Consider the following 15538-nt stretch of genomic DNA (forward strand, 5'->3'; position numbering starts at 1 on the left):
TGGGCTAGGCGACGGAGTGGTTCACCGTACCGGTGTAGACGCCCGCCACCGCTTGGGCGGGGACGTTGACCACGATGGTCGGGTTCCAGGTGGCGGAGTTGTCGCCGGAGCCGGTCGTCTTGCTGAAGGCGGTGCGTGAGGCGTCCAGCGACTGCGCGGCTGCGGCGTTCACCTGACCGGGAACGAAGGTGCCGGTCCCTGTGGTGGCGGTCGCCGGGCCGGACCAGTACAGGACGGCCGTGGTGGGAACGGTCTCGGCGGCGGTGCCGCCGCCCGTGGTGAAGGCCCCCGCCGCGGCGACCACGGACGCCACCCAGGTGGCGGTGAGCGCGGCGCGCTGGTCGGACACCGTGACCGGGCCGAGCTGCGCGCTGATCTGGCCGCCCGAGTTGCCGCTACCGAGGCTCGCCGTGTCGGGTACGGTGATCTGCAGCCCGCCCTCGGCGGCCACGGTGAAGGTCACCGTGGTTGAACAGGTGGTGGACGCGGCACAGGTGCCGGCCTGTGCGGGCGGGGCCACAGCCACGCCCGCCATCATGCCGGCGATGCCTATCAGGGGAACGCCCAAGCGGCTTTTGAACACTACTGTCTCCTTCATAGCATTTCCCGCCCTCTCTGGGCCGTTCTCAGCACATTCTCCTCAGTGATCAGATTGTGGAAACCATTCCAGAGGGCCCCTGGGACACTTTTGGTGATCAGATGACGACTATCAGAAATTGGCGATTCACCGCGGGGAGTCATGTGTGAGGAATAACGGTGATTATGCCGATTTGCCATTTCGCTCTGGTCCAGAACGACGTTGGACGCCTCCGTATCCGAGGGCCCTTGTCGTTGTCTTTATGGGGGAATGGCCGCCCACGGATCTGGCGGGGGAACGAACCAGCGGCAAGTGATCTACGAAACCATCGGTTTGCTGCGCGTCGCCCAACAGTCGCAGGACATGAGCGCGACATGCTTCACGCGCATGGTCGATAGGTCACCTGTGAGGACGCGGGAATGCGGACGAGCCGTGCGAGTAACCCCGTTGCGCGAGCCTGCCTGAACGGCGCGCCTGCCGACACGGCGCGCGTGCCTGAAGGGCCAGCCTGCAGACACGGCTCGACGGCCCGCAGTGGTGGCTGCCGATGAGTTGGCACTTCCGTGACCAGCCACGAACGCGGATGGCCGAAGGCGAGCCACGACCGCGGGAGATATTGAGAACGCCGAAGCGGACATCGAACGCCATTGTCCGGCTCGGCCCACGGGTATTTGCGCCGATGCCGCGGATCCCCTGACGGCGGCCCGCCACCGCGAGCCTCGATTCACCGAATGGCGCCCGGCTCGCGGTCCTTTTTCGTCTTCTGGAAGGGATGTCATGTCTCACTTGACTCGACGCCTGGGGTACCCGCTCGTGGTCATGGCCCTGGCCATGGCGGCAAGCGCGCCCATGGCCGTATCCGCGTCGGACTCCCCGCCCCGCCCGCCCCACCCGCCCCGCCCCTGGGTGAAGCTCTGCCTCAAGCTCAGGCAGATGCCGCAGCATCGGCGGATCAAGTGCCACTTCCCGCCCGCACCCCGCAACCCTAGGGCTGCCCGGCTCGCAGCGGAAGCCAGGCGGACGCCGTCGATCAGTGAGGTGTCGATACCGACCTACCCCGCCACCCCCGTCGGGATCACGGCCGGCCCGGACGGCAATGTGTGGTTCACCGAGAACTACGCCGACAAGATCGGGAAAGTGACGCCGGGGGGGCTGTTCACCGAGTACTCCCTTCCCACCGAGGACGCCGAGCCGGCGCACATCACCACCGGCCCGGACGGCGCGGTGTGGTTCACCGAGGCGATCGGCAACAAGATCGGCCGGATCACCACCTCCGGGACGATCACCGAGTATGAGCTGCCGACCAGCGACGCCTACCCGTGGGCCATAACCGCGGGGTCGGACGGCGCCCTGTGGTTCGTCGAGACGATCGGCAACAAGATCGGCCGGATCACCACCTCCGGGACGATCACCGAGTATGAGCTGCCGTCCGGCGAAACCTACCCGATGGGCATCACCGCGGGTCCGGACGACAACCTCTGGTTCACCGAACCGCTCATCGGCAGCGTCGGGCAGATCACCACCGGCGGCACGATCACCGAGTTCGCCGCACCGTCCTCCAGTGCGATGCCCATCGGAATCACCACGGGGCCGGACGGCAACCTGTGGTACACCGACGCCACCGGCAAGGTCGGCAAGACCACCACCACGGGCACCTTCACCGAGTACACGCTCTCCGACCCCAACAGCTTCCCGTGGGGCATCACCGTCGGGTCGGACAACAACCTGTGGTTCACCGAGCAAGAGGTCAACCAGGTCGCCAGTAGCACCACTTCCGGGACGATCAACGAATACGAGCTGCCGACCACCTCCTCCGGACCGATCGACATCGCCGCCGGGCCCGACGACAATCTCTGGGTCACCGAGGACAACATCTCGCAGCTGGCCATCGTGACCCCCTGACCGAACCTCCCGGCCTATGGGCAGGCGGGCCCCTCCTCGGATCCAGGAAACAGATCCAGGAAGCGGCCCGCCGCGCCGCGGCCGGGCCGGTGTGGGCTCTTGCGCCGCACGCCGGGATCTCCGCCTCACCCACCAGCACCCTCACGCCAGGGCCGCCGCCCGCGCGGACGTCGACGGCAGCGAGACGGTGACCCGCAGGCCGCCGTCGGGCCGCGCCCGCAGCTCCAGGCCGCCGCCGTGCGCGGCGGCGATGGCCGCGACGATCGACAGGCCGAGCCCGGCACCGTCGCCCGAGCCGGTCCGGTCGGTGCCGAGCCGCTCGAACGGCTGGGCCAGCCGCGCCACCTGCTCCTGATCGAGAACCGGCCCACCCGTCTCCACGACGAGCAGCGCGGCCGCGCCGTCGGCCGTGGCGGACAGGCGGATCCAGCCGCCGTCGTGGTTGTGCGTGATCGCGTTGTCGATCACGTTCTCGGCCAGGCGGGACAGGAGCGTCCGGCTGCCCCGTGTCCACGCGTTGCCGTGCACGTCGCCGTCGTGGACGGTGAGGTTCTTGGCGCTGATGTCGGCGGCTCGGGCGGTCAGGGCCGCGGACACCGTACGGCCGAGTGAGACTTCCGTCTGGTCGGCCAGGGCGCCGTGCTGGGTGCGGGCGAGCACGAGGAAGCCTTCCAGCAGCCGGTCGACCCGGTCGAGCTCGGTGCGGAGCCGGTCGGCCAGGGCGGCCGTCCGCGCGGGTACGGGTTCCGGCTTGGCCAGGGCCACGTCCAGCGACGCGCGCATGGTCGCCAGCGGGGTGCGCAGCTCGTGGGAGGCGTTGGCGACGAACCTGCGCTGCGCGGCGAAGGAGCCCTCCAAGCGTTCCAGCAGGTCGTCGATGGTGTCGGCGAGGTCCTTCACCTCGTCGGCCGGGCCCGGCACCGCCAGCCGCTCGTGCAGGTTGTCGGCGGAGATCCGCCGGGTGGCCGCGGTGATCGTCCGCAACGGGCGCAGCACCCGGCCCGCGACCACCCGGCCCAGGACGAGCGACACCACGGCCATGACGGCCAGCGCGACCGCCGAGCCGATGAGGAGCTGGCGTGTTTGGAGCGCCTGGATCTGCGACAGCTGACTCTGGAGGCGGGCGATGAGCTCCTGTGCGGCGCCGGGCGTGAGCTGCTCGGCTGGCGGTGTCTCCATGGGGGAGGTGACCCGCGTGCCAAGGCTCACCAGGTTGGTGATGGCCAGCAGCCCGACACCGGACAGGAGGAACAGGACGCCGTACAAGGCGGTGAAGCGCAGCCGTACGGTGCGATCCCGCAGCTTTCTCATGCCTCCAGGATGCCGTCCGGGACCTAACAACGACGTGACAGCCTCCGTTCGGCCCACGTTATGGCCTGGTGCGTAGAACCGAACCCATGCGAGCAACCATCGAGGTCGCCGGGCTGTGTAAGCGGTTCGGCCAGACCATGGCGTTGGACGGGATGTCCTTCACCGTGGAGCCGGGGCAGGTCACGGGCTTCGTCGGCCCCAACGGAGCGGGTAAGTCCACCACGATGCGGGTGATCCTCGGCCTGGACGCGGCCGACGAGGGCACCGCGCTGGTGGGCGGGCGGCCGTACCCGGGTCTGCGCGACCCGCTGCGTCACGTCGGCGCGCTGCTGGACGCCGCCGCGCTGCAACCCAGCCGCACCGGACGTAACCACCTGCTGTGGCTGGCCCACTCCCAGGGGTTGGGCGCCCGGCGGGTCGATGAGGTGATCGAGCGGGTGGGGCTCGGGTCGGCGGCCGGGCGCCGGGCGGGCGGCTTCTCCCTGGGCATGCGCCAGCGGCTCGGCATCGCCGCCGCGCTGCTCGGCGACCCGCCCGTGCTCCTGCTCGACGAGCCGTCCAACGGCCTCGACCCCGAGGGCATCGTGTGGATGCGCGGCTTCCTGCGGGGACTGGCCGCGCAGGGCCGGGCCGTGCTGGTCTCCAGCCACCTGATGAGCGAGCTCGAGGACACCGCCGACCATCTCGTGGTGGTGGGCCGCGGCCGGGTCGTCGCCGACACCAGCGTGGCCGGCCTGATCGCCGCCGCCTCCACCGGCCGGGTCGCGCTGCGTACCACGGCGCCGTCGCAGGCGATGGCGGCGCTGGCGCACGCGGGCGCCGTCGTGGCCGCCACCGGCCGCGACACCCTCACGGTTACCGGACTGGAGGGCGAGCACGTCGTGGCGGTACTCAACCGGTCCGCGGTGCCGTTCTCGGAGGTGTCGGCGCACCGCGCGACGCTGGAGGAGGCGTACATGGAGCTGACCCGCGACGCCGTCGAGTTCCGCGCGGCCGGGCAGGAGGCGGCGCGATGAACACCACCACCACCCGCCGCTCCGGCTTCGCGCGGCTGCTGCGCGCCGAATGGACCAAATTCCGGACGGTCCGCGGCTGGGTGCTCGCCATGGCGGGCGCGGCACTGATCACCGTGCTGCTGGGGCTGCTGTCCGCCTCGGGCAGCCACACGTCGTGCGACGGCGCCTGTCCCGCCGTGCCGGTGGGTCCGGGCGGTGAGGCGGTGGAGGACAAGTTCTACTTCGTCCACCGGCCGCTGAACGGAGACGGCAGCATCACCGTCCGCGTGACCTCGATGACCGGCCAGAAGCGCCTGCCCGACAGCACCCCGGGATCCCGGCGCGTCGCCTCCGGCGTCGTGCCCTGGGCGAAGGCCGGAGTCATGATCAAGGAGAGCATGAAGCAGGGCTCCACGTACGCGGCGGTGATGGTCACCGGTGCGCACGGGGTGCGGATGCAGCACGACTTCACCCAGGACGTGGCCGGTCGGCCCGGCGGCGTCTCCCAGCGGTCCCCGCGCTGGCTGCGGCTGACCCGCTCCGGCGCGGACCTCACCGGCTACGAGTCCACCGACGGCAGGCAGTGGAGCCAAGTCGGCACCGCGCACCTGGCCGGATTGCCGGACGCGGTACAGATCGGGCTCTTCGCCGCCTCCCCGGGGGACCTGACGGTGACGCCGGGCGACTTCGGCGGGTCCAGCGCGGCCTCCCGCTTCGCCGCGGCGACCGCCGTGTTCGACCAGGTCAGCTTGCGAGGCTCGGCCGCCGATGGCGCGTGGCGCCCCGACGACGTGGGCGTCACCCTGAACCCCGACGGGTCGCCCCACCATCCGGGCGGCTTCAAGGAGTCCGGCGACACGTACACGGTTACCGGCGTCGGCGACATCGCGCCGCTCTCGGACGGCCAGCAGATCGAGAACACCCTCACCGGAGTGCTGGCCGGGCTGATCGTGGTGATCGTGGTGGCGGTCATGTTCATCACCACCGAATACCGGCGCGGCCTGATCCGCACCACCCTGCTCGCCGGCCCGCGGCGCGGCCGGACGCTCGTGGCCAAGGCCCTCGCCATCGGCGCGGTGACCTTCGTCATCGGACTGGTCGCGGCCACGGCGGCGGTCACGCTCGGCAAGGCGATCCTGGTCGCCAACGGCAACTACGTCCTGCCGGTGGCGCCGTTCACCGAACCGCGCGTCATCGTCGGTACGGCGGTGCTGCTCGGCGCCGCCGCCGTCCTCGCCCTGGCCGTGGGCACGTTGTTCCGGCGCAGTGTCGCGGCGGTCATCACCGCCATCGTGCTGATCGTCGTCCCCTACATCCTGGCGACCGCCTCGGTCCTGCCCGCGGGCGCGGCGCAGTGGCTGATGCGGCTCACCCCGGCCGCCGGCTTCGCGATCCAGCAGAGCATTCCGGCGTACGCGCACGTGCTCGGCAACTACACCCCGTCGGGCGGCTACTACCCGCTGGCACCCTGGGCCGGCCTCGCCGTGCTCTGCGGATACGCCGCGCTCACGCTCGGCCTGGCCGTCTTCCAGCTCCGTCGGAGGGACGCATGAGACGACATCTGCTGGCGGAGTGGACGAAACTCCGTACCGTGGCCGGCACCGGCTGGCTGCTGCTCGGGCTCGTCGCGCTGACCGTCGCCGTGAGCGTCGTGGCGGCCGCCGCCGTGTCCTGTACGTCGGCGGGCTGCGCCTACGATCCCGCCAAGATCAGCCTGTTCGGGGTCCAGGTAGGCCAGGCGATGGCCGCCATCCTGGCCGTGCTGGCGATCAGCGGCGAGTACAGCACCGGCATGATCCGCACCACCCTGGCGGCGATGCCGCGCCGGGCCACCGTGCTGGCCGCCAAGGCGGCCGTCGTCACCGGGCTGACGCTGGCCGCGGGGACCGTCGCGGTGCTCGCGTCCATGCTGGTCGGGCGGCGCATCCTGCTCGAGAACGGCTTCACCCGCGGTCCCGGCACCCCGATGCTGTCCCTGCTCGAGGGGCCGATGTTGCGCGCGGCGTTCGGCTCGGTCCTGTACCTCGCGCTGATCGCCCTGCTCAGCCTCGGCATCGCCGCCGCCGTACGGGACTCGGCCACGGCCATCGGGGTCGTGCTCGGCCTGCTCTACGTCCTCTCGATCCTGCCCTTCATGATCGCCGACCCGGATTGGCAGAAACTCCTCTGGCAGTTCTCCCCGATGAACGCCGGGCTCGCCATCCAGGCCACCACCCATCTGTCCACCCTGCCCCTCAGCCCATGGGCGGGACTCGGCGTCCTGGCTCTCTGGGCCGCCGTGGCGCTCCTGGGCGGCGGGCTGTCATTACGGCTGCGCGACGCCTGAGCGACACCGGCCCGCCGTGTGGAACGTGGTGGAACGCCCCAAAGAGCACAGAGAGGTGCCGCAAGGAGGCGGCACGTTTCATGACGGGGCGGAGGAAAAACCCCATGGAGAATCTCTTTCGATTGATGCTCACACGGCCGGCCGTGGCGCAGGATCCGGATAATCCCAGCATCCCGCTGAGCCAGGACACGCCGTTTCAGCAGTCGCTGCGGGAGGCCGTCGAGGCACCCCAGCGGCGTACTGCCATAGAGGAGGCCGCCACGGCGTTCGTGGCGGGACCGGAGTTCATCGGCGACCCGGCGGACACCCCGCTGGGCGCCGAGCTCGACGAGCTGGCCGACCGGCTGGACGAGATGGAGACCGTCGACGGGAGCGCCTCACCGGAGATGGTGCGCGAGGCCATCATCGACGTGTTCGGGATGGACCCGGACGACGTGATCGAGCTGGCGGACTTCAAGAACGCGGTCAGGAGGCTGCGGGACAGCCTGGTGGCGATCAAGGTGCTCCAGGAGGAGCACTCCCGGCCCATCGAGCAGCTCGCCCGGCAGTTGCGTACCGCCGAGGTGATCAGGCGCCACGTGGCCGACGACAAGTTCCCCAAGGACCTGGACGAGCTGCGGCGGTGGCTGCGGCGTTCGCTCCGCCTGCCCTTCGACCTCGGCCTGACCTCCAGGCTGTCGACCCGCGAGGCGGAGCAGGCGCGGCGGCAGCAGCACGCGGCGGCGGTGGCCGCGCGCCAGGAGGAGATCGACGGACTGCTGACCCGGCACGCGAGCCTGCGCACCGGGCTGGAGGAGCTGGGCCGGCTGAACTCCGAGCACTTCCACGTGACCTCCCAGTCGGGCAGCGAGTCGGTGCAACCGCCGGAGCAGCTGCGGCTGACGAACGTGGCCACCGCCCTGAGCGCCTTCCACGGCAACCTGCGCGAGCGGGTCGCCCCGACCTCGGTCATCCCCATCGCAGGTGCGGAGGAACCCGACGCGACCCCCCAGGCCGCCGAGACCACCGATGAGATCAACGCGCCGGTGGCCCAGGCGCTGCTGCAGACGGCCGCTCCGGTGCTGCGTGGCCGTACGGACTTCCAGCCGACGCCGCTGACCGAGGTCGGCTTCGTCCTGCTGCCGACGGCCAACGAGCAGCTGTCCGCGGCCACCCGTACGCTGCTCACCGACCGCGGCCTCGACCTGACCGCGGTGCCGCTCGACCGGCTCACCCACCGGCTGGAGACCGACCTGGCGGCGACGGCGGCCCGGCTGGAGGCGGTGGCCGGACACCCGGTGCGCCAGTCGCTCCTGCGCGTCGGCGACGCCCTCGTGACGGTGCAGACGCCCGTGACGACCGGCTGGGGAACGCTCGGGACCGGCGGCTCCGTACCCCTGCCGACGCTTCCGCTGGACGGGCGCGTCCCGCACACCAAGGGCGAGGTCGCCCCGGCCGGCATCGCCGACCTGCTGGTGGTCAAGCAGCAGCTGACCGGATACGAGTCGGCCGACGTCGCGCACATCGAGAGCGTGCTGCGCGGCGAGCGCAAGCTACGCGACCACAGCCGCCGCGACACCACCGAGCTGATCACGATCAACGAGCAGGAGACCAACACCAGCGAGGACCGCGACCTGCAGACCACCGACCGGTTCGAGATGACCCGGGAGACCGAGCAGACGGTCAAGGAGGACGTCGCGCTGAAGGCCGGGCTGAACGTCTCGGGCAGGTACGGCCCGGTCGTGGAGTTCGCCGCCAGCGCCGAGGGCTCCTTCGCGCGCAGCAAGCAGGAGGCCACCAAGTCGGCCGCCCGGTTCTCGCAGGACGTCACCGAGCGGACATCCCGCAAGATCGCCGAACGGGTGCTCACCCGGACCCAGCTGACGACCACGACCGAGACGATCGAGAAGAACACCCACGAGCTCGACAACACCCACGGCAACGAGAACATCTCGGGCGTCTACCAGTGGGTCAACAAGGTGTACCAGGCCCAGCTGTTCAACTACGGGCTGCGGGCGATGTTCGACTTCATGGTGCCCGAGCCGGCCGCCTTCCTCATCGCTTCCATGCAGCAGACCAACGCCGCCGCCCGGAACCTGATCAAGCCCCCGGACTTCCCCCTCAACCCGGCGCAGATCAACGAGATCAACTTCGCTTTCTGGGTCAAGCAGACCGGCGCGACCGACGTCCAGCCGCCGCCCGAGATGTTCAAGACGAAGTCCCTGGACTTCAAGGCCGGTGGTGGCGACAGCGACACCAACTACAACCACTCGGCCCAGATCAGCATCGACGAGGGCTATCGGGCCGTCTACGCCTCGGTGGGCGTGGTGCGCAACATCTGGGAGAACGACAACACGGTGGAGGTCGTGGTCGGGCGGCGTACGCAGCGGATGCCCGGCGGCGACCGGCTGTGGACCACGACGCTGGACGACGAGCGCGACACGGTGGCCGTGGCCATCGACACCTTCCACGTCGCGCAGGTCGCGGTGGCCGTGGAGGTCAAGGTCCAGCGTACGGACCGGGCGATGGACAAGTGGCGGCTGGAGACGCACGCCAAGCTGGAGACGGCGCACAAGGCGGCGGTGGCCGACTACGAGGAGAAGCTGGCGGCGCTGCAGTTACGGGCCGGGGTGGACATCCAGGGCCGCAACCCGGCCGCCAACCTCGCCCTCATGCAGACGGAGCTGAAGAAGAACTGCGTCAGCATCCTGACCGACCAGCACTACGACCTGTTCGACTCCGTCGAGATCTCCCCGGCCAACGGGCTGCCGGAGATCAACGTGTTCGAGGCCGCCGGTGAGGGCCCGTACGTGCGCTTCTTCGAGCAGGCCTTCGAGTGGGAGCACGTGACGTTCGTGACGTACCCCTACTTCTGGGGGCGCAAGCACCAGTGGGAGGAGCGGCTCGGCTTCGACGACCCGGACCCGGCGTTCGCCGACTTCCTCCGGGCCGGGTTCTGCCGGGTCTCGGTGCCCGCCCGGCCGGGCTTCGAGGGCGCGATCGACCACTTCCTCACCTTCGGCGAGATCTGGAACGGCGGCCCGCTGCCGACCATCTCCAACCCCCTGTACCTGCCCATCGCCGACGAGATCGCCGAGCGGCTGGACCGGCCCGGCACGGAGGTGCCGCAGGGGGACCCGTGGATCGTGCGCGTGCCCACGTCGCTGGTGAAGCTGCGTGACGACGACCGGCTGCCCCGCTGGGAGCAGGACGCCGACGGCGAGTGGGTGGAGGTCTGAGCGACCCCTCATGGACCGGCGGCCTGTCGCCGCCGGTCCTCGGCCTGATCGTCCGCGCACATGAATGGAGGATTGCGGACATGGCAGATCCAGTCGTGCCGGCCATCGCGACCGGCCCGCTGCTGACCGGGTACGTCGAGCCGGGGGTGGGGAGGGGCGTGCTGACCTTCTTCTCCGACATCGCCGACCCGGTCTCCGGGGCCACCATGGAGATCACGCTCACGGCGCCCCCCTGGAACACCACCGGGCACCAGCCCTTCACCTGGAGGTACCTGCCGCCCACGGCGGAACGGGCCTTCCCCAAGATCTGGCTCGCGGTCGGCCGGCAGGTCACGGTGACCACCCGGCGAACGGGCAGGAGAAGCGCGGCCGCTCTCCTGGCGCTCGGCCCGCGCAACCCCTTGATCGAAATCGTCCGTCCTCAGGACGACGACCTGATCCCGCAGCCCGACGCGTCGGTCATCGAGATGTGGCGGTTGCTGCCCCAGCCCTTCACGGTCGGGCCCTTCACCGATGACGAGCGCGGGCGCCGCGACGACTTCTTCTCCCAGGCCGCCACGGTCAACGTCACGACGAAGCCGCTCGGCGTGGTCATCCGGAACGTGCTCAACGGCTACGTGGTCACCATCGACATCGACAACAGGAAGGACGGGAAACCGGCGGCCTTCGTCTACGACATCGTCGTCGATTCGCGCGAGGACGACGGCAACATCTTCGGAGACCACGTCACGGTACGCGTGGTGCACACGCACAACGTGACCGTGCGCGCCACGGCGTCGCAGGACATGGCCGGATTCATCGATGTGCAGACCCTGCGGCTGGATGATTCGTTCATACCGTCTTTCCCGCCGCAGGGGACCGTGCTCGACAACACGACCTTCCAGCCGCAGGAGGTCGAGGTCCACTTCGCGCCCGAGCATCCGACGCTGATCTTCCTTTTCGAGCTCGCGATCCAGTTCGTGCCGTACGTCAACGTGCTCTACGACCTCTCGCAGCTGACCTTCGAGCTGGCCACGGGACGCGACTTCTGGGGCAACGAGGTGAGCGGGGGGCAGATCCTGGCCTACGGGATCACGTCGGTGCTGCCGTTCGCCAAGGCGCTGCCGCGCTCGGTGCTGCAGTCCGTACGGACCGAGCTGAAGACGACCAAGCTGGCGCGAGTCCTCGAAGAGGACGTGATCAGCGAGGTGGGCCGCGTCGCGGAGCGGGAGTTCCTCGAGGCCGTGGGCACCATGGACGTCAAGGGCGCGACCGACCTGGCCCGGACGCTGACCCGCTTCGCCACGGGCAAGCTGTCGATGGACCAGGTGCTCAGGCGCTTCCACGACCTCGTGGGCAACGCCTACCTGCGGGAGCTGGACCGGCGCGTCGTGGAGCGGCTCCTGACGGCCAACTTCAAGACCTTCCGCAACCCCCGCCTGGCGGCCGGGTTCAACGCCTTCTCCGTCAAGAAGCTGAGCCGGGGGATCACGCGCTCACTCGACCCGATCTCGTGGGCGCTGAGCCAGCGCGGCAAGTCCCGCTTCATCCAGGAGCTGGAGAGCGAGCTGGGCAAGGACTGGGCCGAGGTGCTCAAGAACGCCAAGCGGACCGACAGCCGCCTCAGGCAGCTCAGCACCGCCGACATCGAGCACTACGACCGGCTCGCCGGCCGGGTGGAGGACTTCCGCTCACTGTCCAAGCTCAACCGCGGGCGGGGCGATCTGTACGAGGTCGACCACATTCTCGAGCAGCGTTTCTGGCGCAACGATCCGCGGGTCAGCACGGCGTTCGACGAGAAGGGCGAGGGCATGGCCATGGTGATTCCCAAGAACCCGGCGGTGGCGGCGAAGATGCCGGGAAAGACCATCGCCTATGTGCACACCCTCAAGACGCGCCTGCTCACCGAGCTGATACCGAACGGGCGGGAGGCGGAGTTCACCGTCCAGCAGATCTTCGACGCCCACATGTGGGTGCTGGAGTCGTTGCGGGTCGACCGCTCGGTGACGGTGGGGGATCGCCTCCTGGGCGACTTCCGCCTGCTGGCCAGGGCGCGGCGTGAGCGGCTCGAACTACGCATGCCGTCCGTCGCCACCTTCACGCGGCAGGGCGGATGGCCGGTGCTCGTGGGGGTCCAGTGAGATCAGCCGCCAGGCCGCTCGCCTGCGGCGGCGGCTGATCGGCCGAACGCTGGGCGGGGGAGCAGCGCCGGGCGGGGAGCAGCGTTGGGCGGGGAGCAGCGCGCATCGCCTCTAAGGCGCCTGCTTGCCCGCCCGCCACTCCGGTGCGAGCACCGACCAGACCTCCATGTCGAGCCGCTTCCCCCGATACGGGTAGCTCTCGCGCAACACACCGTCCTTCGTCATCCCGAGGCGCCGGGCCACCGCGATGCTGGCCGCGTTCTCCGCCGAGACCACCCACTCCACGCGGTGGATGCCCCGCTCCTCGACGGCCCAATCGATGATCACCCGCGCGGCCCTGGTCACCAGGCCCTTGCCCGCCGCGGCCGGCTCCAGCCAGCAGCCCACCTCGGCGTTGCCGAGCTCGACGTCCATCGTCCGGAAGAGCACCCCGCCGACCAGCTCGCCGTCCGCCCAGATGCCGTAGATCCGGCCCACGTCGGCCGCGGCCTTCTCGGCGTACGCCCGCAGGTAGGAGCGGCTCGACTCCAGGTCCGTGACGACATCCGGCAGCGCGATGTGCTGCCCGATGAACTTCCGTCCCCGGTCCATGTGGGCGAGGAACTCCGGGGCTCGCCACGGCTCCAGCGGGCGCAGCTCCGCGCCGTCGTCGCCCAGGGATATCGCGTACATAGCCCACCTCAACGGTCGAAACCAGCACAAACGGTGAACGGATCTTCTCACGGGTGGCGCGACACTATCTCCCGGCCCAACCAGCGACGTCATCTTTCGGTGCCGTCAGGCGACGTCATGTCCCGGTGCCGTCAGGCGACGTCATGTCCCGATATCGTCAGGCGACGTCGCGGTCGCGACAGCGTGGGCCGCGCCGCGTCCGCGGGCTCGGGCGACGATCTTGCCCGCCTGAACGCGTACCGCGGCCTCCGTGGCGTCGCCGGCGTCCGGGAGGCCGACGGCCGAGGCGACGGTGGCGTGGTCGTCGAGGACGAGCCGGAGGCCCGGCCGGGCCTCCGGCGCGAACACCCGCCGCAGGCACCCGGTGAGGTCGCCGACCCTGAGCCGGACGAGACGCCCGATCTCGGCGGGATCGCTTGTCACCACGGCCACGGTGATCCGGTCGCCCGGCCGGGCGGCGCGGACGGCTTCCTCCGCCGCCTCCAACCGGCCGGCCCCGAGGACCACGATCACGCCGTCGGCGTCGAACCCGACCCGGCGGCCGGTGATCTGATCCGGCAACTCGGCGGGCGGCTCCCAGAGATCCTGGACAGCCTGCGCGGGGGCGACGAAGGGCAGGTGCGGCGGGTCCCACGTGTCGGCGAGGTCGAGGCCGGCCAGGTGCTCGCAGGCCCGTGCCACGTCGAAGGGGTCGGCGAATCCGGGCGCCGTATCGGCCAGGTGAGCGGCCCCGTTCAGCAGCGTGAGGACCAGTTCGGCCAGTCGTACGCACCGCGGGTGGCGCGGCGCGCGTGACTCCGGCGGCTCCAGCGACTCCAGTGCGAGAGCGAGCAGCAGCGCCTCCAGCCTGGTGACCTGCGCCAGCGCGGTGCGGCCCGGCTCGTCGTCGAACACCCCGGCCAGCGAGCGCAACCGCAGACTCCCGTCGGCGGCCGTGTCACCGGTCAGCGGCAGGCGGTCGAGCCAGCCACGGGCGAACGCGCCCGTCGCCTCGGCCAAGCCGGATGACGACGGCGCCTCAGGGGCGTCCGCGTGCTCGATCGAGTCGCTAGGGACGTCCGCGTGCTCGATCGAGTCGCTACGGGCGTCCGCGTGCTCGATCGAGTCGACCAGGACCGCCAGATAGAGCGCGCGCTTGCTCGGGAAGTTCGAGTAGACCGCGCCACGGGTCAGCTCCGCCCGCTCCGCGATCCGGTCGACCTTGGCGTCGGCGTATCCACGCTCGCCGAACTCCTCCCGCGCGGCGGCCAGGACGGCTCCTCGGGTGCGTTCCTGCTGCTGCGCCCGGGTCAGCCTGACCATCGCCACCTCTTCGTCCCCACCATGGACACAGGATACTAACAACATTCGGATGCGTACATCATCTGACGGCGCGTTCACCCCCTGCCGTCGGCGACCCCGGCCAGCCCGCCCACGGCCGCGCTGTCGCAGGACGGCCGGATCGAGGTCGCCTACCGCCGGGCGGGCATCGCCGAGATGGCCGTCAGCTACCAGGTCGCGGCCGGCGGTGCCTGGAGCACCACCATCACCGACCAGCGGCGGGTAGCCCGCGGCTACCCGCTGAAGGCGGCACGGTCGAGGTCCGGCAGCCACTGGTGCCGCGGGTCGAACGGCCGAAGATCGCGCGCGACGAAGCGGATGAGCCTGGCCAGCACCGGGTGCTGGTTGCGCGGGTGGAAGAGCAGCGACCACGGGTACAGGGGCGCCGGGTCGGCGATCGGGATCTGGACGGTGCGCGGATGCCAGGGCAGCCGGCACCGCTCGCCCACGAACCCGATGCGTTCACCGGAGCCGATCTCCTCCACGAAGTAGTCCCAGCCGAAGTTCGGCCCTGAGGTGTCGATCCGGATGTCGAACGCGGCGCTCAGCGAGCGGTAGAACTCGGCCCACTCGCTCTCGGGGTGGTTGCCGGGCATCCACACGGTCGACCCGGACAGCCGTTCCATCTCGACCTTCCGCAGGTCGGCGAGGGGGTGGTCACGGCTGACCAGCAGATGCACCGGTTCGAGGTAGGCCGGTACGTGCCGGAGGTCCTCCTCCAGCGCGCCGCCGACGCGGGCGAAGGCAGCCCGGATCAGGTCGATGGAGGCCAGCCGGGTGTCCAGCACGTCGGCCCGGAGCGCGCGGCGCCGGCCGCGCAGCACTTCGAGGGCCTGGTCGGCGATGCTGACGAGGGCGCGCGCGTGGTGGAGGAAGGCTCTGCCGTCCTCGGTGAGGTCGGTCCCGCTGCGTGAGCGGGCGAACAACCTCGCGCCGAGGTCGGACTCCAGCTTCGCGATCCGCTTGGAGACGGCCTGCTGGCTGATGCCCAGCCGGGCCGCGGCTTCGCTGAAGTATCGCTCCTCGGTGACGGCGACGAAGGCGCGGACCGTGCCGAGATCAAGATCCGCCGCACCTCTTTCCACAACCGTTGATTG

Annotated in this window: 11 protein-coding genes; 6 read left to right on the forward strand and 5 right to left on the reverse strand. The window is 70.4% G+C overall.

Annotation, left to right across the window (positions count from 1 at the left end; translation table 11 throughout):
* Positions 1 to 4: 4 nt before the first annotated feature.
* Complete coding sequence (locus AB0B61_RS35005) at positions 5 to 535, reverse strand: hypothetical protein (protein ID WP_358441502.1); 531 nt, start codon at positions 533 to 535, stop codon at positions 5 to 7.
* Positions 536 to 1363: 828 nt separating this feature from the next.
* On the opposite strand from AB0B61_RS35005, the gene AB0B61_RS35010 reads away from it, so the two are divergent.
* The gene (locus AB0B61_RS35010; RefSeq protein ID WP_358441238.1) at positions 1364 to 2479 is read left to right on the forward strand and encodes a virginiamycin B lyase; all 1116 of its coding nucleotides are present in this window, start codon (positions 1364 to 1366) and stop codon (positions 2477 to 2479) included.
* A gap of 141 nt (positions 2480 to 2620) precedes the next feature.
* Here the strand turns inward: AB0B61_RS35010 and AB0B61_RS35015 are convergent, their stop codons facing one another.
* A complete protein-coding gene (locus AB0B61_RS35015; protein WP_358441240.1) occupies positions 2621 to 3790 on the reverse strand; it encodes an ATP-binding protein in 1170 nt (389 codons plus the stop codon).
* 86 nt (positions 3791 to 3876) lie between these two features.
* On the opposite strand from AB0B61_RS35015, the gene AB0B61_RS35020 reads away from it, so the two are divergent.
* The 5 genes from AB0B61_RS35020 to AB0B61_RS35040 all read left to right on the forward strand — a co-directional run bounded on the left by AB0B61_RS35020 (position 3877) and on the right by AB0B61_RS35040 (position 12449).
* Complete coding sequence (locus AB0B61_RS35020) at positions 3877 to 4806, forward strand: ATP-binding cassette domain-containing protein (protein ID WP_358441243.1); 930 nt, start codon at positions 3877 to 3879, stop codon at positions 4804 to 4806.
* Positions 4803 to 6338: an ABC transporter permease subunit gene (locus tag AB0B61_RS35025; RefSeq protein ID WP_358441246.1), complete on the forward strand. Its 1536-nt coding sequence runs from the start codon at positions 4803 to 4805 to the stop codon at positions 6336 to 6338. The genes AB0B61_RS35020 and AB0B61_RS35025 overlap by 4 nt, the downstream gene beginning before the upstream one ends.
* Positions 6335 to 7111 carry an ABC transporter permease gene (locus tag AB0B61_RS35030; protein ID WP_358441248.1) on the forward strand — a complete coding sequence of 259 codons (777 nt, stop codon included), beginning with the start codon at positions 6335 to 6337 and terminating at the stop codon, positions 7109 to 7111. The genes AB0B61_RS35025 and AB0B61_RS35030 overlap by 4 nt, the downstream gene beginning before the upstream one ends.
* 125 nt (positions 7112 to 7236) lie before the next feature.
* The gene (locus tag AB0B61_RS35035) at positions 7237 to 10329 is read left to right on the forward strand and encodes a hypothetical protein (RefSeq protein ID WP_358441251.1); all 3093 of its coding nucleotides are present in this window, start codon (positions 7237 to 7239) and stop codon (positions 10327 to 10329) included.
* Between the two features lie 80 nt (positions 10330 to 10409).
* Positions 10410 to 12449 (forward strand): hypothetical protein, encoded by a 2040-nt coding sequence (locus AB0B61_RS35040; protein WP_358441254.1) that lies wholly within the window; start codon positions 10410 to 10412, stop codon positions 12447 to 12449.
* A gap of 111 nt (positions 12450 to 12560) precedes the next feature.
* Here the strand turns inward: AB0B61_RS35040 and AB0B61_RS35045 are convergent, their stop codons facing one another.
* The 3 genes from AB0B61_RS35045 to AB0B61_RS35055 all read right to left on the reverse strand — a co-directional run bounded on the left by AB0B61_RS35045 (position 12561) and on the right by AB0B61_RS35055 (position 15526).
* Positions 12561 to 13121: a GNAT family protein gene (locus AB0B61_RS35045; protein ID WP_358441256.1), complete on the reverse strand. Its 561-nt coding sequence runs from the start codon at positions 13119 to 13121 to the stop codon at positions 12561 to 12563.
* Between the two features lie 141 nt (positions 13122 to 13262).
* Positions 13263 to 14423, reverse strand: a complete 1161-nt coding sequence (locus AB0B61_RS35050; protein WP_358441258.1) for a helix-turn-helix domain-containing protein — start codon at positions 14421 to 14423, stop codon at positions 13263 to 13265.
* Positions 14424 to 14674: 251 nt separating this feature from the next.
* On the reverse strand, positions 14675 to 15526 hold the full coding sequence (locus tag AB0B61_RS35055; protein WP_358441261.1) for a LysR family transcriptional regulator: 852 nt from the start codon (positions 15524 to 15526) through the stop codon (positions 14675 to 14677).
* Positions 15527 to 15538 lie beyond the last annotated feature (12 nt).

The sequence above is a fragment of the Nonomuraea sp. NPDC049158 genome (assembly GCF_040648335.1).
Lineage (GTDB): Bacteria > Actinomycetota > Actinomycetes > Streptosporangiales > Streptosporangiaceae > Nonomuraea.